18 protein-coding genes and 1 pseudogene are annotated in these 15,612 nt (G+C 73.3%); 16 read left to right on the top strand and 3 right to left on the bottom strand.

Annotated elements, in window-relative coordinates:
• Positions 1-5: 5 nt before the first annotated feature.
• From sufC to dapD, 8 genes are all read left to right on the top strand, one after another.
• Positions 6-770, top strand: a complete 765-nt coding sequence (gene sufC / locus UW392_RS37935; RefSeq protein WP_320779783.1) for a Fe-S cluster assembly ATPase SufC — start codon at positions 6-8, stop codon at positions 768-770.
• On the top strand, positions 767-2,023 hold the full coding sequence (locus tag UW392_RS37930) for a cysteine desulfurase (RefSeq protein ID WP_320779782.1): 1,257 nt from the start codon (positions 767-769) through the stop codon (positions 2,021-2,023). Before sufC ends, UW392_RS37930 begins: the two co-directional genes overlap by 4 nt.
• Before the next feature lie 11 nt (positions 2,024-2,034).
• On the top strand, positions 2,035-2,502 hold the full coding sequence (gene sufU / locus UW392_RS37925) for a Fe-S cluster assembly sulfur transfer protein SufU (protein ID WP_320779781.1): 468 nt from the start codon (positions 2,035-2,037) through the stop codon (positions 2,500-2,502).
• Positions 2,499-2,831 (top strand): metal-sulfur cluster assembly factor, encoded by a 333-nt coding sequence (locus tag UW392_RS37920; RefSeq protein ID WP_030403776.1) that lies wholly within the window; start codon positions 2,499-2,501, stop codon positions 2,829-2,831. The genes sufU and UW392_RS37920 overlap by 4 nt, the downstream gene beginning before the upstream one ends.
• A 135-nt stretch (positions 2,832-2,966) precedes the next feature.
• Positions 2,967-3,980, top strand: a complete 1,014-nt coding sequence (locus UW392_RS37915) for a sulfotransferase (RefSeq protein WP_320779780.1) — start codon at positions 2,967-2,969, stop codon at positions 3,978-3,980.
• 49 nt (positions 3,981-4,029) lie between these two features.
• Positions 4,030-4,350 carry a multidrug efflux SMR transporter gene (locus UW392_RS37910; RefSeq protein ID WP_320779779.1) on the top strand — a complete coding sequence of 107 codons (321 nt, stop codon included), beginning with the start codon at positions 4,030-4,032 and terminating at the stop codon, positions 4,348-4,350.
• A complete protein-coding gene (locus UW392_RS37905) occupies positions 4,350-4,889 on the top strand; it encodes a TetR/AcrR family transcriptional regulator (protein ID WP_320779778.1) in 540 nt (179 codons plus the stop codon). Before UW392_RS37910 ends, UW392_RS37905 begins: the two co-directional genes overlap by 1 nt.
• 55 nt (positions 4,890-4,944) lie before the next feature.
• Entirely contained in the window at positions 4,945-5,934 is a 990-nt protein-coding gene (gene dapD, locus UW392_RS37900) for a 2,3,4,5-tetrahydropyridine-2,6-dicarboxylate N-succinyltransferase (RefSeq protein ID WP_320779777.1), read from the top strand.
• A gap of 75 nt (positions 5,935-6,009) precedes the next feature.
• Here dapD and UW392_RS37895 read toward each other — a convergent pair whose 3' ends face one another.
• A complete protein-coding gene (locus tag UW392_RS37895; RefSeq protein ID WP_320779776.1) occupies positions 6,010-6,843 on the bottom strand; it encodes a hypothetical protein in 834 nt (277 codons plus the stop codon).
• Positions 6,844-6,993: 150 nt separating this feature from the next.
• Between UW392_RS37895 and UW392_RS37890 the strand changes: the two genes are divergently transcribed.
• From UW392_RS37890 to UW392_RS37865, 6 genes and pseudogenes are all read left to right on the top strand, one after another.
• Positions 6,994-7,227: a hypothetical protein gene (locus UW392_RS37890; protein WP_320779775.1), complete on the top strand. Its 234-nt coding sequence runs from the start codon at positions 6,994-6,996 to the stop codon at positions 7,225-7,227.
• Between the two features lie 92 nt (positions 7,228-7,319).
• Positions 7,320-7,439 (top strand): annotated as a pseudogene (locus UW392_RS37885) (SigE family RNA polymerase sigma factor); the annotation flags it as partial.
• Between the two features lie 106 nt (positions 7,440-7,545).
• On the top strand, positions 7,546-7,761 hold the full coding sequence (locus UW392_RS37880) for a hypothetical protein (RefSeq protein ID WP_320779774.1): 216 nt from the start codon (positions 7,546-7,548) through the stop codon (positions 7,759-7,761).
• Entirely contained in the window at positions 7,758-8,441 is a 684-nt protein-coding gene (locus tag UW392_RS37875; RefSeq protein WP_320779773.1) for a hypothetical protein, read from the top strand. The genes UW392_RS37880 and UW392_RS37875 overlap by 4 nt, the downstream gene beginning before the upstream one ends.
• A gap of 76 nt (positions 8,442-8,517) precedes the next feature.
• Positions 8,518-8,895 carry a DUF3618 domain-containing protein gene (locus tag UW392_RS37870; protein ID WP_320779772.1) on the top strand — a complete coding sequence of 126 codons (378 nt, stop codon included), beginning with the start codon at positions 8,518-8,520 and terminating at the stop codon, positions 8,893-8,895.
• Positions 8,896-9,006: 111 nt separating this feature from the next.
• Positions 9,007-9,678, top strand: coding sequence for an antibiotic biosynthesis monooxygenase (locus UW392_RS37865; RefSeq protein WP_320779771.1), 672 nt, complete (start codon positions 9,007-9,009; stop codon positions 9,676-9,678).
• A gap of 13 nt (positions 9,679-9,691) precedes the next feature.
• Here UW392_RS37865 and UW392_RS37860 read toward each other — a convergent pair whose 3' ends face one another.
• A complete protein-coding gene (locus tag UW392_RS37860; protein ID WP_320779770.1) occupies positions 9,692-11,509 on the bottom strand; it encodes an endonuclease/exonuclease/phosphatase family protein in 1,818 nt (605 codons plus the stop codon).
• A gap of 269 nt (positions 11,510-11,778) precedes the next feature.
• Between UW392_RS37860 and UW392_RS37855 the strand changes: the two genes are divergently transcribed.
• Positions 11,779-13,209: a hypothetical protein gene (locus UW392_RS37855; protein WP_320779769.1), complete on the top strand. Its 1,431-nt coding sequence runs from the start codon at positions 11,779-11,781 to the stop codon at positions 13,207-13,209.
• A gap of 166 nt (positions 13,210-13,375) precedes the next feature.
• A complete protein-coding gene (locus UW392_RS37850; RefSeq protein WP_320779768.1) occupies positions 13,376-14,887 on the top strand; it encodes an alkaline phosphatase PhoX in 1,512 nt (503 codons plus the stop codon).
• Between the two features lie 69 nt (positions 14,888-14,956).
• On the opposite strand, the gene UW392_RS37845 is transcribed toward UW392_RS37850, so the two are convergent.
• Positions 14,957-15,612: TerD family protein (locus UW392_RS37845; RefSeq protein ID WP_320779767.1), on the bottom strand; the 656-nt coding region annotated here is incomplete at its 5' end.

Raw genomic sequence — 15,612 nt, 5'->3', positions numbered from 1 at the left:
CACCCATGGCAACGCTTGAAATCCGAGACCTGCACGTCACCGTCGAGGCCGACAACGCCACGAAGGAGATCCTCAAGGGTGTCGACCTGACCGTGAAGCAGGGCGAGACGCACGCCATCATGGGCCCCAACGGCTCCGGCAAGTCGACCCTCGCCTACTCCCTCGCGGGTCACCCCAAGTACACGATCACCGGCGGCACCGTCACCCTCGACGGCGAGGACGTCCTGGAGATGTCCGTCGACGAGCGCGCCCGCGCCGGCCTCTTCCTCGCCATGCAGTACCCGGTCGAGGTCCCCGGCGTCTCGGTCTCCAACTTCCTGCGCACCTCCGCCACCGCCGTCCGCGGCGAGGCCCCCAAGCTGCGCACCTGGGTCAAGGAGGTCAAGGAGGCCATGGAGCGGCTCTCCATCGACCCCGCCTTCGCCGAGCGCAACGTCAACGAGGGCTTCTCCGGCGGTGAGAAGAAGCGCCACGAGATCCTCCAGCTCGAACTGCTCAAGCCGAAGGTCGCGATCCTCGACGAGACCGACTCGGGCCTGGACGTCGACGCCCTGCGCGTCGTCTCCGAGGGCGTCAACCGGGTCCGTGAGACCGGCGAGGTCGGCACCCTGCTGATCACGCACTACACGCGCATCCTGCGGTACATCAACCCCGACCACGTGCACGTCTTCGCCAACGGGCGGATCGCCGAGTCCGGCGGTCCGGAGCTGGCCGACAAGCTGGAGGCCGAGGGCTACGAGGCATACACGAAGGGTGGCGCATCCGAGTGACACGGCTGCCGGGCCTCCTCGACACTGAGGCGATCCGCAAGGACTTCCCCATCCTGGACCGCCAGGTCCACGAGGGGCGCAAGCTCGTGTACCTGGACAACGCGGCGACCAGCCAGAAGCCGCGACAGGTGCTGGACGCGCTCAGCGAGTACTACGAGCGCTACAACGCCAACGTCCACCGTGGCGTGCACGTCCTCGCCGAGGAGGCCACGGCGCTGTACGAGGGCGCGCGGGACAAGGTCGCGGAGTTCGTCAACGCGCCCTCCCGCGACGAGGTGATCTTCACCAAGAACGCCTCGGAGTCCCTCAACCTCGTGGCCAACATGCTGGGCTGGGCCGACGAGCCCTACCGCGTGGACTCGGACACCGAGATCGTCATCACGGAGATGGAGCACCACTCCAACATCGTGCCGTGGCAGCTGCTCGCGCAGCGCACGGGCGCGAAGCTCCGCTGGTTCGGCCTGACCGACGACGGCCGCCTCGACCTGTCGAACATCGAGGAGGTCATCACCGAGAAGACGAAGATCGTCTCCTTCGTGCTGGTCTCCAACATCCTCGGCACCCACAACCCGGTCGAGGCGATCGTCCGCCGCGCCCAGGAGGTCGGCGCCCTGGTCTGCGTCGACGCCTCCCAGGCCGCGCCGCACATGCCGCTGGACGTACAGGCCCTCCAGGCCGACTTCGTGGCCTTCACCGGCCACAAGATGTGCGGCCCGACCGGCATCGGCGTCCTCTGGGGCCGCCAGGAACTCCTGGAGGACCTGCCGCCCTTCCTCGGCGGCGGCGAGATGATCGAGACGGTGTCGATGCACTCGTCGACGTACGCCCCGGCCCCGCACAAGTTCGAGGCGGGCACGCCGCCGATCGCGCAGGCGGTCGGTCTCGGCGCGGCGATCGACTACCTGAACTCGATCGGCATGGAGAAGATCCTCGCCCATGAGCAGGCGCTCACCGAGTACGCGGTGAAGCGGCTGCTGGAAGTTCCCGACCTGCGCATCATCGGCCCCACCACGGCCGAGGAGCGCGGCGCCGCGATCTCCTTCACCCTCGGCGACATCCACCCGCACGACGTGGGCCAGGTCCTCGACGAACAGGGCATCGCGGTCCGGGTGGGCCACCACTGCGCCCGTCCCGTCTGCCTCCGGTACGGAATTCCCGCGACCACGCGAGCGTCGTTCTATCTGTACTCCTCGCCGGCCGAGGTCGACGCCCTGGTCGACGGCCTGGAGCACGTACGGAACTTCTTCGGATGAGGGGCTGAGGCGTGAAGCTGGACTCCATGTACCAGGAAGTCATCCTGGACCACTACAAGAACCCGCACGGGCGTGGTCTGCGCGATGGCGACGCCGAGGTTCACCATGTGAACCCGACGTGCGGCGACGAGATCACCCTCCGCGTGAAGTACGACGGCACGACGATCGAGGACGTCTCGTACGAGGGCCAGGGCTGTTCGATCAGCCAGGCCTCCGCCTCCGTCCTCAACGACCTGCTGGTCGGCAAGGAGCTGTCCGACGCGCGTAAGGTCCAGGAGACCTTCCTGGAGCTGATGCAGTCCAAGGGCAAGCTCGAACCCGACGACGCGATGGAGGAGGTCCTGGAGGACGCCGTGGCGTTCGCCGGGGTCTCGAAGTACCCGGCCCGGGTGAAGTGCGCCCTGCTGAGCTGGATGGCCTGGAAGGACGCGACGGCCCAGGCGCTGGACGGCGCCGACGCCGAAAGGAAGACGGCATGAGCGAGACCGTGGAGATGAAGCCGGCCTCGGAGGAAGAGCTCCGCGAGGCCCTGATGGACGTCGTCGACCCCGAACTGGGCATCGACGTCGTCAACCTGGGCCTCATCTACGGCATCCACGTCGACGACGCGAACATCGCGACCGTCGACATGACCCTGACGTCGGCGGCGTGTCCGCTGACCGACGTCATCGAGGACCAGGCCAAGTCCGCCACGGACGGCCTCGTCAGCGAGCTGCGCATCAACTGGGTCTGGATGCCGCCGTGGGGCCCCGACAAGATCACCGACGACGGCCGCGAGCAACTGCGGGCGCTCGGGTTCAACGTCTGACCCGCCACGCCTCACGAGGACGGCCCCCGGCACCACTGGAACTCAAGTGGTGCCGGGGGCCGTCCTCGTAAGGTTCACATCGCGTTCTGGCCGCCCTCTCAGCCCCCGCTCAGACCCGCGCGGCAGCGTGGAGAGGTGATCACCGCGCCTCCCGCCCGCCCCGTCTTCGTCCTGGGCTGCCCCCGCTCCGGCACCACCCTGCTCCAGCTCATGCTGCACGCGCACCCCCGGATCGCGCTGCCGCCCGAGAACCGGTTCGTGCTCCCCGCCTACGAGCGCCGGCTCGGCTTCGGCGACCTGGCGCGGCGGGAGAACCGTGCCGCGCTCGCCGCGTGGCTCACCCGGCGCCCCGAGACCCGCTTCCACGAGCTGGGCGTGGACCCGGACGCGGTGGCCGCCCGCGTCACCGACGGACCGCCGACCCTCGGCTCGGCCCTCGCCGTCCCCTTGCGGGCGTACGCCGAACGGCACGGCAAGGTCCGCTGGGGCGACAAGCGGCCCGCCTACGCCCTGCACGTCACGGAGATCCTGCGGCTCTTCCCCGACGCCCAGTTCGTGCACCTGGTGCGCGACGGACGGGACTGCGTCGCCTCCCTGCTGGGCGTGGACTGGTGGCACGCCGGCTTCCACGAGGCGGTCGCCACCTGGGCGCAGGTCATGGACACCACCCGCCGCCACGCCCGCCGCCTCCCCCCGGACAGCTGGCACGAACTGCGCTACGAGGACCTGCTCGCCGACCCCGAACCGGTGCTGCGTGCCCTGTGTGCCTACCTCGGCGAGGAGTACGACCCCGCGATGACCGCGCCGCACCTGCTCGCGGACGTCGCCGTGCCCGCCCGCAAGACCTGGCACCGAAACACCCACGGCGCACCCGACGCCGCCCGCTCGGGCACCTGGCGCCACCGGCTCACCCCCGACCAGGTCCGGCTCTGCGAGGCCGCGTTCGGCGACCGGCTGGCGCGCGCCGGGTACGAGCCGAGCGGCGCCGTCCGCCCCGACCCCGCCGACCTCCTGCGCTACCGCAAGGTCTCCGCGCTGCGCCGCGCGGCCCACGCCCGCAGGCGGCTGCGCGACGCGGGCACCCGCCTGCGCGAGCACGGCCCGGTCGCGGCCCGCGAAGACGCCCGCACGGAGTCCACCGCACCCTGACGTGCCGTCATGTGTACGCGCGTACACCTCTCTGTGTACGCTCGTCCGCATGGGATACCTGCTGCTCGCCGGTGCCATCGCCGCCGAGGTCGGAGCCACCACCGCCATGAAGTACAGCGAAGGGTTCAGCAGGCTGCTGCCGTCGCTGCTCACCGTGGCCGGCTACATCGTCTCCTTCGCGCTGCTCGCCCAGACGCTGAAACTCCTGTCCATCGGCACGGCCTACGCGATCTGGGCCGGCGTCGGTACCGCCGCCATCGCCGTGATCGGCATCCTCTTCATGGGGGAGGGCATGACCCCGGCCAAGGCCGCCGGGATCGCGCTGATCATCGTCGGAGTGGTGGTGCTGAACCTCGGCGGGGCGCACTGATGGCCCGGCGGTACGACCCCGAGCGACGGCAGCGGATCATCGACGCCGCCATCCGGGTCACGGGGCGCAAGGGCATCGCCGGCCTCAGCCACCGCACCGTCGCCGCCGAGGCGGACGTACCGCTCGGCTCCACCACGTACCACTTCGCCACCCTCGACGAACTCCTCGTCGCCGCGCTGCGCCAGGCCAACGAGGGCTTCGCCGAGGTCATGGCCGCGCACCCGGCGCTGCGCGACCCGCACGCCGACCTCGCCGCGGAGCTGGCCCGGGTCCTCGGCGAGTGGCTCGGCGGCGACCGCACCGGCGTGGAGCTGGAGTACGAGCTGTACCTCGCGGCGCTCCGCCGCCCCGCCCTGCGTCCCGTCGCCGCCGAGTGGGCCGACGGCGTCGCGGAGCTGCTCGCCCACCGCACCGACCCGCTCACCGCGCGGGCGCTGGTCGCGCTGGTGGACGGCATCTGCCTCCAGGTCCTGCTGACGGACACGCCCTACGACGAGGAGTACGCGCGACAGGCGCTGGCCAGGTTGCTCGGCACGTGAGACGGGGGCGCGGGCCGGTTCGCCCTGGGCGCGCCTCGCCGGTTAGGTTGCCAGCATGACCGACACGACTGCTCCCCGCACCACCGGTGCCGTGGCCGCCGGCCTCGCCACCGTCGCCGCCGACGGCACCGTTCTCGACACCTGGTTCCCGGCGCCCGAACTGGTCGCCGAGCCCGGCCCCTCGGGCACGGAACGGCTCACCGCCGAACAGGCCGCGCAGCTCCTCGGCGGCGGCGCCACCGCCGCGGTCGGCCCGGACGCCCGCCGCGGCGTCGAGGTGGTCGCGGTCCGCACGGTCATCGCCTCCCTGGACGAGAAGCCGGTCGACGCCCACGACGTCTACCTCCGTCTCCACCTGCTCTCCCACCGGCTGGTCCGGCCGCACGGCCAGAGCCTGGACGGCATCTTCGCCCACCTCGCCAACGTCGCCTGGACCTCGCTCGGCCCGGTCGCCGTCGACGACCTGGAGAAGGTCCGCCTCAACGCCCGCGCGGAGGGCCTGCACCTCCAGGTCACCTCGGTCGACAAGTTCCCCCGCATGACCGACTACGTCGCCCCCAAGGGCGTGCGCATCGCCGACGCCGACCGCGTCCGCCTCGGCGCGCACCTCGCCGAGGGCACCACCGTCATGCACGAGGGCTTCGTCAACTTCAACGCCGGGACGCTCGGCACCTCGATGGTCGAGGGCCGCATCTCCGCGGGCGTCGTCGTCGGCGACGGCTCCGACATCGGCGGCGGCGCCTCCACCATGGGCACCCTCTCCGGCGGCGGCAACGTCCGCATCGCCATCGGCGAGCGCTGCCTGATCGGCGCCGAGGCGGGCGTCGGCATCGCCCTCGGCGACGAGTGCGTGGTCGAGGCGGGCCTCTACGTCACCGCGGGCACCCGCGTGACCATGCCCGACGGCGAGGTCGTCAAGGCCCGCGACCTCTCCGGCGCCTCCCACATCCTCTTCCGCCGCAACTCGGTCACCGGCACGGTCGAGGCCCGCCCGAACAACGCGGTGTGGGGCGGCCTGAACGACGTGCTGCACAGCCACAACTGACGAGCGGTTCCCGGACGCCCTCCCCCGCCGAGCCCGGCCGGGGAGGGCGCCGCCGTCTCCCGGGGGACCGGTGGCTCAGGCGGTGTCGAGGAGATCGCGGGCGGTCGAGACGAACTCGGCGCGGGCCGTCGTCAGGCGGCGCAGGGACTCCGCGTGCTCGGCCGCCGTCCGCAGCGCCCCCTCCCAGGAGGGATCGCCGAGCAGGGCGCGCCGCTGTTCCGCGGTGAAGAGCCCGCTCGCGTCGAGGGCGCCGGCCGCGCGCTGCCGGGCCGCGTGGAGGGCCGCATGGTCGGCCTCGCCGGAGTCGTGGCGGAATACCGTCTCGCGCAGCCGGGTCAGTTCCCGGTGCGCCGCGCGCGCCGCCTCGGCGGGGGCCGAGGCGGCCGCCGGGTCCGCGGGCACGTCGGAGGCCGCGGCGTCCAGGAGCCGCAGGGCGCTCGCCCTCGGGGCCAGCCGCAGGGCGTGCTCGCCCGCCGTGACACCGGCCTGCCAGACCGTGCGGGCCAGTGTCGACAACGGCGCGGGTCCCTCCAGTTCCACCACCGCGTAGGCGGCCTGCACGGCGCGGGAGGCGGTGGCCACGGCATCCGCCGCACCACCGGCGCCGCCCTCCAGCAGCTCCGGCCGGGTCACCCGCTCCTCCAGCCGGTCCAGCGCGGCGACGAACGCCGCGTACGCGTCCCGCCGGATCTCCCGGCGCCACTGCGCGTGCGCGGCGCGCTGCGTCGCGTGGGCCTGGTCCAGGGCCGCGCGGTAGGTGGTGTCGGCCTGCGTCAGCATGGCGTCGGCCTGCGCGACGGCGCCTCGCACCTGCATCCGCGCGGCCCACAGGGTGCCCAGCGCGCCGATCGCGACCCCGAGCAGCGTGCACGCCGCGCCCACGGCCGTCGCCGTGCCCTCCGTGTCCATGGCCACGGATCATGCCACCGCGGTCGCCGGACTGTTCATCATTCCGGTGGGCGCCGCCGGACCGGGCGTGACCTTATCCCGAGTCCCGCAGATGAACAGGCCGACACGGCGGCCGATCAGACGCCGCACCGACCAATCGAGGAGCCGGACATGCCGGACTGGACGAACGAGCGGACGAGGTCCGTGGTGCGCTGGCTGACCGGGGTGGGGGCCGCGGCGGCGGTCTGCTGGCTGCCCGCGGGCGCCGCGCACGCCGACGAGACGAACACGTCCTCGCACAACGGCCCCCGGGTCGGCCTGATCAACGTCGGCCAGATCGACGACCCGATGGAGGACGTGCTGGAGCACACGCTGCTGTTCGGCGACGGCTACAGCTGGCGGTGACACCGGCGTGCGGGCAGACACAGTGAACTCTGCCCGCACACGTCACAGGAGGTGCGGGGGACGGACACAGGGTCCGGCCGGGGCACGAGAAGGTGACGACGGATGCGCAGGCGCGGGAGAGTCTCCGCGGCTTCGTGGCGAACCGCTCGACCGCGCTGCTGAGGACGGCCGTCCTGCTGAGCGGCGGCGACCGGCACGCCGGCGAGGACCTCCGACCCCCGGGACCGGGAGCCCGTCTTCGCCATCCGCTGACCGGCAGGCGGTGCTGAGGGTTTTCGGCGGAAGGCGGTATGTCCAATCCCGTTCCCATGGGCCACCATGGCCGGAGCGGTCGACGGCACCACACCCACCATGGTCATGGGAGGCGTCATGAAGCTCGGCAAGGCACTCGCCACCGGAGTCGCGGAGGAACGGCCGGAGGCCGAGGCGGAGGAGGCCCGGGGCGTGGACGGGGCCGTGGCGCCGGTCGTGTATGAAGCGGCGCCCGCGCCCGAAGCCGTGTCCGTGCCCGAAGAGGTTCCGGCCGTTCGATGAGGCTGCGGCTTCCGGAGGAACGCCCGACGGAGCCGCCGACCGGCTACAAGATCGCGCACGCGGTGCTGTCCCAGGACGGCACCCGGGCCGCCTTCACCGGCGTCTCCCTGGGCGGGGCACTGCCGTACGGCGTCCTGGCCGACGCGTCCTGCGTCTACGGGCTGCGGCACCGGCCGCCGCACCGCCGCTGCGACTGCGGCTTCCACTGCGTGCACGACCGTACGACGGCCGAGGCGCTGCTGTGCACGGCCGAACACCGGGCGGCCCTCCTGCTGGAGGTCCGCGTACTGGGCCGCTACCTCCGCTTCGAGCGGGGCTTCCGCTCCGCCCGGCAGCGGGTGCGGTCCGCCACCGCCGGGCCCTGCGGCTGCGGCGCCCCGGCGGCGGTCCTGGCCGACGCGGGCTGGGGCCGCCCCGGCTGGCGTGCGCTGGCCCCCGCCTGCGCGGGCTGCGCGGGCGCCCGTACGGCGGTGACCCCGGGGACCTTCGCCCGGCTGGCCGGGGACGGGCTGCGGGTGGTGACGGCGCCGGGCGGCACGCCGTCCGGCGGGACGGATATCGGCGGCGACGGGCCGGGTGTGCCCGAACTCGTCGCCGAGGCGGCCCTGTTGCAGGCCCGGCTCGACTGGTTCCAGAGCCGGCTGGCCCGGCTCGGACGCCCCGGCAAGGGGCGGGCGTAGCCGTCGGCGGGCCCGGGTACCCGCCGGCCGGGCGCGGACCCGGAACGACCGAGGACGAGAGGGAAGGGGCGGACCGATGACCGACCCGAAGAACACGGACAGGCACGGCAGCGGCGCGGCGACCGGGACCGGGGCGAAGGGGGCCGGGTACGGCGGTGGCGCGGTCACCGGGGCCAAGGGGCCCGACGAACTGCGGGCGCAGTTCAGCGACCCGGGGGGCCGGGCGAAGGCCCGCGTCGCCGACCTGCGGGACAAGGCCGGCGCGATGACCGTCCAGTTGCGCAGCACCGCCGCACACGCCGGGCACAGCGTCGAGCGGGGCGTGCCGGGTCCGGTGCGCGGCGTGCTGGAGGCGGGCCTGCGCCACCCGCGGCCGGTGCTGCTGGCCGGCGCGGCGGCGGGCGCGGCCGTGGCGGTCGGGGTGCTGCGGCACCACCGCGGCGGACGCCGCTGACCCCACCCGACACGTCCGGTGGGCCTTGACCTCGACTCCGCTTCAGGTCGGAGAGTGGTGCGCGCGGACCACGCGCGCGGCGTTCTCCGCCCCGACCGACGAGAGGCCGACATGACCCGCCGTACCGACACCCGCCCCGACCTCGCCCGCCCGGACGTCGCGGCGCCCTTCTTCAGTACGTGGCGGGTCGGCGGCCCCGAGCGGCAGCGGGCCGCCGTCGGGGCGATCGCCCGCGCCTGGGAGCGGCGCCCCTGGCCGGCGAACGCGCTGCGGAGCTACCACGTGTACACCGGCCTGGACGGCGAGACGCTGCTGCACCACTCGCAGTGGGCGGACGAGGCCGCGTACGAGGCGTTCGCGAAGACCCACCGCCAGGAGCGCGTCGACGAGATCGACACGGCCGTGCCCGGCATCGAACGGCTGGGCCTCGGCCGCTACCGGCGCTACCGCGGCGGGCTTCGCGACGACGGGACCCGGCGCTACCGCGACACGCCCCGCGACGACGGGACGGCCCCCGCCGCGGGGCGTGTCGTCATCGTCGACGTGGAGTTCGAGGCGCCGGACCCGGCCCGGCAGCGGGCGTGGGCCGACGCCGCGCTCGACGCCCCGGGGGCCGGCCCCGGTGCCCACTTCCACCTCTCCACCGACGGCACCCGGGTCCTCGTCCACGCGGAGGACACCGGCGCCGAGGTGTGGCGGCGGCTGCGGTCGCGGCCGTGGCCGGGGCTGCGGAGCGGCACGGTGCGCCGCTACGACCACGCCCTCGGCCTCGTCCCGGACTGAACCCCCGGCCGGACTACGGCCGGAATCGCAGCACCTGCGGGTCGTGGTCGCTGATCTGGTCGTGGAACTCGGCGTTGATGTGCACGCTGTCGTACGACAGCCCGGACCCGCGCCGGATCGAGGGGCTGACCAGGATCTGGTCCAGGACCTGGCTGTTGCCCTGGTAGACGTACGAGTAACGCTCGCTCCTCGGCAGCGACTTGACCGCCGACCAGAGCGCGCCGTCGTCCTCCAGGAGGCGGGTCGTGGCGGAGAACTCGTAGTCGTTGATGTCGCCCAGCGCGATGACGTCCGCGTTCTTCTGGACGGCGAGGATGTCCTTCACGAAGGCGTTGACGGCCTGCGCCTGGAGGTGGCGCTGCGTCTCCGAGCCGCGGGCCGGGGGCTGGTAGGAGGAGGTCAGCCCCTGGTCGCCGCCCTTGGACGCGAAGTGGTTGGCGATGACGAAGACGGTCTTCCCGCGGAAGACGAACTCGCCGGCGAGCGGCTTGCGGCTGTTCTCCCAGGCGGCGTCCGCGGGGTCGACGCGGCCGGGGGAGAGGGTCAGGGCCGCCTTCCCGTGCTTCTTCGTCACGCCGGTCGCGGTGGTGGCGTCGCCGCCCGGCCGGTCGGTGAAGGAGACCCGCTCGGGGTCGAAGAGGAAGACCTGGCGGATGTTGCCGCCGGGTTCGCCGCCGTCGGCCTTGTCGACGGGGTCGACCGAGCGCCAGTCGTAGCGCGGGCCGCCCGCCGCGACGATCGCGTCGATCAGCCGGCCCACCGTCTCGTCCGCGGTGACCGTGCCGTCGTCGGTGGCGCCGTTGTCGTCCTGGATCTCCTCCAGGGAGACGATGTCGGGCGAGGACAGATTGCCGACGATCGCGGCGGCGTGCGCGGCGAAGGTGTCGTCGGAGGGGTCGAGGTTCTCGACGTTGTACGTCGCCACCGCCAGTTCGCCGCGCTTCTGGGCGCGGGTGGTCTCCCGCTCGGTGCCGCCGCTCTCCAGCGTGCCCATGTCGTTCGCGACCAGCGTGTAGCCGCCGTACTGGTTGTAGTCCAGCGGGCCCGCGGTGGTCCCGGCGAGGGTGTCGCCGACGGTCGCGTCGGGGAAGTCGGCGACCGCGCCGAGGGACTGGATCTGGAGCCGGCCGGTGTTCTGGTCGTCGTAGGAGCCGTAGACGGTGCCGCCGCGCCGGTTCGGGTTCTCCGTCGGCTTCACCGTCACCCACAGCTCGGTGTACGGGTCGGTGGCGCCGACGACCCGGGCGTCGGAGACCTGGACGTTCATGCCCTCCAGGGACTCGTAGAGGTCCAGGGCGTACTTCGACGGGCGCAGCGGCAGGGCGTCGACCGAGCCGCCGCCGGCCTGTGGGGTGTAGGCGCGCGGCACCGACCGGGCGGTGATCCGGGTGGCGGCCGGGACCGCGTTGCCGGAGGAGACCACGGTGACGGTCGGGCGGGTGATCTCGGTCAGCGACTGGTTGCCGGTGGAAGCGCCGCCGGGGACGTACTCCGTGACCGTGCCGGAGACGGAGACCGCGTCACCGACGGCGACCTTCGGGACCGAGCTGGTGAAGACGAAGATGCCCTCGCTGGTGGCGGGGTCGGCGTCCGGCTCCGGGTCCTGGATCCAGAACCCTCTGGAGGAGCCGTAGCCGCGGACCCCGGTGACGATTCCCGTCACGTCGGCGACCTGCCGGCCCGCGTACGGGGAGATCCGGGTGGTGCCCTGGATGTCGTGGACGCGCACGGACTCGGCGTGCGCGGGCGAGACGATGACGACGGTCGACGCCGCGGAGCAGACGGCGGCGACGGTGAGCGCGGCGAGGCGCGCGGACGACTTGCTCGGCATGGGTCCCTCCGGGGACGTGACTGCGAACGCCGGGAAGCATGAGGAGGAGGGGAGCGCGCATGCGGAACTGAACACCTGTGCCCCCCTGTTTCTACGCGCGTCAATCTCCTGCGCGGCCCGGCCCGTTGTCAAGGTTTCGGCCATGTACGGCGGCCGACGGAGAGATGAACCGGGCGGCATGGGTGGAAACCCGTCTAGGCTGAGCGGCTGAGCCGTACGGCGTCCAGGTGGTCGTACGGCCGTCGAGGCGCGCGAGGAGAAACCAGCCGATGTCAGACAGCTCCACCCTGCCGCCCGCGCGGCTCCGGCCCGAGGCGGAACTGGCCCGCGACGCGCTCTCGGCCCCGCTGCTCGCCAGCGCCGCCCGGCTCGCCCGCTGGGCCGGTCCTGACACCCGCGTCGACGCCGGCGGCGGGCTCGTCGAGGAGCAGCTCGGGGCGGCGGCCGAGACGCTCGGACTGAGCGGCGACCGGGCCGCCGCCGACGCGAACGAGGCCTGGCGGGTCGCGGTGGACGCCGGACTCGTCGAGGTCGTCGACGAGGACGAGGGCACCGTCCGGGCCGGCGAGGAACTCGCCCTGCTCACCGGCGGTTCCCCGCAGGACGTGCTCACCGTCTGGCTCGCCGCCCTGGAGACGGTCCTCGCCGACGCGAGCGCGCCCGACCTCGGGGCGCTGGTCGACGCCATGACCGAGAGCGAGGGCGAACTGGACCTCTCCTCCCTGGACTGGGACCCGGAGGCCGAGGCGGAGTTCCTCGACGGGGTCCTCGGCAACCTCTACCTGCTCACCGTCGGCGAGGACGACGCGGGCGACACCGCGGTGCCGCTGCCCGCGCTCGCCGCGTCCGTGCTGGTCCCCAGCGACATGGGGGAGCCCACCGACGACGTGCTGGAGCAGGTCTCCGACGCGATGATGCGGCTGGACGACCAGTTCCGGGTGCTGGAGCCGATCGGGCTGGTCGCCTACCGGCCGGTCGACGAGGCGCTCATGGCCGACGCCGACGAGGAGCCCGCCGCGCCCGTCGACGACACCGACGTTGCCCGGTACGGCATGGTGCGGCTGACGCCGCTCGGCCTGTACGGGATGCGGGCCCGGCTCCTCGAAGCCGGGTTCACCGCGCCGGCCGTCGGGGACCTCGCCGACAAGGGGGCCGACGCGCTGCTCGACGGCACGGCGGCGTTCGGACCGGCCGCCGCCCACGCCGAGACCGAGCTGTGGCTGGCCCGCCGCGAACCGCTCGCCGCGGCGCGCGAACTGCTCGCCGCGGCCCGCGGCGCGGACACCGGGGCGCCGCTGCGGCGGCTCCGTTGCCAGCAGGCGCTGGCCCTGGTCGGCGCCGGGGCCGAGCCCGCGCTGCGGGAGGTCCTCGACGACGCGGAGCTGGGCGGCCTTGCCCGGGTCTGGCTGACCGAGCACGGCGCGGCGGACGTGCCCGCGCCGCCGGAGTCCATGATCTTCTGGCTGACCGTCGACACGGTGGCCGCGCAGCTCACCGCCGAGGGCAACTCCGCGGAACTGCAGGCCCTGGTGGAGGGGCTGGCCGCGCAGCACAGCGGCTTCTTCGACACGGCCTGGCGGGTCGACCACCCCGCCACCGCCGACGTCCTGGAGGCGATGGGGCGCCTGCACCCCGACAAGAAGATCGCCAAGGAGGCCCGCAAGGCGGCGTTCAAGGCGCGGTCGGCGCAGGGCGGCTGACGGACGCGGCCTCCCGCGGACGGTGGCGGGGGGCGCGGATTCACGCAAGCGTGCGACCGGGTGTCGCCCTGTGTTCAACCGGCGTTAAGGGACGGGCGGGACGGTGGCGCCGCACGCCGCTCGGGCCACCCCCCTTTCCTGCACGACCACCGTCACAGGAGACACCATGTCGCTCACCCGCAGGGACTTCGCCAGACGCTCCGCGCTCACCGGTGCCGGGGTCGCGCTGGCGGGCAGCGTCGGCGCCCTCGCCACCGCCCCGAACGCCCTGGCGTCCACCGACACGGACGTCGAGGACGCGGGAACCGACGGCGCGGACGGCGCGGACCGCTCCGGCCGGGACCACGGGCACGGAGAGACCGGCGGGCAGACCGGCGTCGGCTACGGACCGCTGCTCCCCGACCCGGACGGCATCCTCGCCCTGCCCGCCGGGTTCGCGTACCGCGTCATCACCTACAGCGGCCGCACGAAGCTGGAGTCGGGCGAGTACACCCCCTCCCACCACGACGGCACCGCCACCTTCGAGGGCCCGCGCGGCACCACCCTGCTCGTCAACAACCACGAACTCGGCGGCCCCCGCGCCAACTGGCCGCACCCCGTCCCGCTCACCGAGGGCCTCGTCTACGACCCGGCGGCCTCCGGCGGCTGCACCGTCGTCGAGGTCCGCCCCGGCGGCCACGTCGCCGAGTGGGTCGGCATCGCCGGCACCGCCACCAACTGCGCGGGCGGCTCCACCCCCTGGGACACCTGGCTGACCTGCGAGGAGACCGAGGACAGGGCCGGCTCCAACGGCATGACCGCGGACCACGGATACGTCTTCGAGGTCGACCCCGCCGACCGCCGCGCCAACCGGAACCCCAAGCCCGTCAAGGCGTTCGGCCGGTACGCCCACGAGGCCGTCGTCATCGACCCCAAGCGCGGCCACGCCTATCTCACCGAGGACGCCTCCGGGCCCAACGGGCTCTTCTACCGCTGGACGCCGCCCGAGGGTTTCCGGCACGGCCGCGGGAAGCTGCGCACCCTCGCCGACGACGCCGGGCGCCTGGAAGCCTTCAAGTGCTTCGACTCCGGCGGCCAGTTCGTCGACGACCTCTCCCGCGCCACCAGGATCGGCACCGTGTACGGCGTCGACTGGGCCGAGGTCCCCGACCGCGACGCGCGGACGGTCTCGGTGCGCAAGCAGTTCACCGAGGGCCAGGTCACCCGCGCCCGCAAGCTGGAGGGCATGTGGTGGGCCGACGGCGGCGCCTACGTCGTCTCCTCCTACGCCCGCTCCGAGAGCCCCGGCGAACCGCACGACGGCCAGGTCTGGTTCTACGACCCCCGGCGCCGCACCCTCACCCTGAAGGTCCTGCTCGGCGTCAACCCGGACCCGTCCGCGGACGGCGCCTTCGACGGCCCCGACAACATCACCGTCTCGCCCTACGGCGGTCTGGTCATAGCCGAGGACGGCGAGGGCGTCCAGCACCTGTTCGGCGCGACCGACAGCGGACGCACCTACCCCATCGCCCGCAACGAGCTGAACCTCGGCACCGCTCAGGAGCCCGAGTACAGCGAGTTCACCGGCGTGACCTTCTCGCCCGACGGGCGCACCCTCTACGCCAACATCCAGACGCCCGGCATCATGCTGGCGATCACCGGGCCCTGGAAGCGGCAGAAGCGGCGGAAGCAGCACTGAGCGGCGGGCGACGGTCCGCGTCACCGGGGTTCTCGGAGTCCCGGGACCCCGGAGACACGGACCGTCCGCTCACAGCGCCTTGGCGGCCGGCTTCACCATCCCGCGGACCGTGCGGGACTTCACGAACTCGCCCATCGCCGTCATGTCCCACTCACCGGAGAACTGCCGGATCAGCTTCGCCATCATCACGCCGGTCTGCGGCTCGGCGGAGGTGAGGTCGAAGCGGACCAGTTCCTCGCCGGTCGCGGCGTCCAGCAGACGGCAGTACGCCTTGGCGACCTCGGTGAACTTCTGACCGGAGAACGAGTTCACGGTGAAGACCAGGCCCGTGGCCTCCTGCGGGATGCGGCCGAGGTCGACGACGATCACCTCGTCGTCACCGCCGCCCTCGCCGGTGAGGTTGTCACCGGAGTGCTTGATCGCGCCGCCCAGGATGGACAGCTTGCCGAAGTAGCAGCTGTCGATGTGGTTGCGCTGCGGGCCGTAGGCGATGACGGAGGCGTCCAGGTCGATGTCCTTGCCGCGGTACGCCGGCTCCCAGCCGAGGCCCATCTTGACCTGCGAGAGCACCGGGCGGCCGCCCTTGACCAGGGAGACGGTCTGGTTCTTCTGCAGGCTGACCCGGCCCTTGTCCAGGTTGATTTTCCCGGTTCCGGGCGCGGGGGCCGGGGGAGCGGCGGGCGGGGCCGGCGGGGCGGCGGGGGCGGTGACCGGCGGGGGCGGCG

Source organism: Streptomyces sp. CRN 30, from assembly GCF_034105845.1.
This window is presented reverse-complemented; position numbering and strand designations above follow the sequence as displayed.

Bases quoted from the DNA above. Each gene is read 5' to 3' on its own strand.
- sufC (WP_320779783.1), top strand. From the start codon at position 6: ATGGCAACGCTTGAAATCCGAGACCTGCACGTCACCGTCGAGGCCGAC.
- UW392_RS37920 (WP_030403776.1), top strand. From the start codon at position 2,499: ATGAGCGAGACCGTGGAGATGAAGCCGGCCTCGGAGGAAGAGCTCCGC.
- UW392_RS37910 (WP_320779779.1), top strand. From the start codon at position 4,030: ATGGGATACCTGCTGCTCGCCGGTGCCATCGCCGCCGAGGTCGGAGCC.
- UW392_RS37905 (WP_320779778.1), top strand. From the start codon at position 4,350: ATGGCCCGGCGGTACGACCCCGAGCGACGGCAGCGGATCATCGACGCC.
- dapD (WP_320779777.1), top strand. From the start codon at position 4,945: ATGACCGACACGACTGCTCCCCGCACCACCGGTGCCGTGGCCGCCGGC.
- UW392_RS37895 (WP_320779776.1), bottom strand. From the start codon at position 6,843: ATGGACACGGAGGGCACGGCGACGGCCGTGGGCGCGGCGTGCACGCTG.
- UW392_RS37890 (WP_320779775.1), top strand. From the start codon at position 6,994: ATGCCGGACTGGACGAACGAGCGGACGAGGTCCGTGGTGCGCTGGCTG.
- UW392_RS37880 (WP_320779774.1), top strand. From the start codon at position 7,546: ATGGCCGGAGCGGTCGACGGCACCACACCCACCATGGTCATGGGAGGC.
- UW392_RS37875 (WP_320779773.1), top strand. From the start codon at position 7,758: ATGAGGCTGCGGCTTCCGGAGGAACGCCCGACGGAGCCGCCGACCGGC.
- UW392_RS37870 (WP_320779772.1), top strand. From the start codon at position 8,518: ATGACCGACCCGAAGAACACGGACAGGCACGGCAGCGGCGCGGCGACC.
- UW392_RS37865 (WP_320779771.1), top strand. From the start codon at position 9,007: ATGACCCGCCGTACCGACACCCGCCCCGACCTCGCCCGCCCGGACGTC.
- UW392_RS37860 (WP_320779770.1), bottom strand. From the start codon at position 11,509: ATGCCGAGCAAGTCGTCCGCGCGCCTCGCCGCGCTCACCGTCGCCGCC.
- UW392_RS37855 (WP_320779769.1), top strand. From the start codon at position 11,779: ATGTCAGACAGCTCCACCCTGCCGCCCGCGCGGCTCCGGCCCGAGGCG.
- UW392_RS37850 (WP_320779768.1), top strand. From the start codon at position 13,376: ATGTCGCTCACCCGCAGGGACTTCGCCAGACGCTCCGCGCTCACCGGT.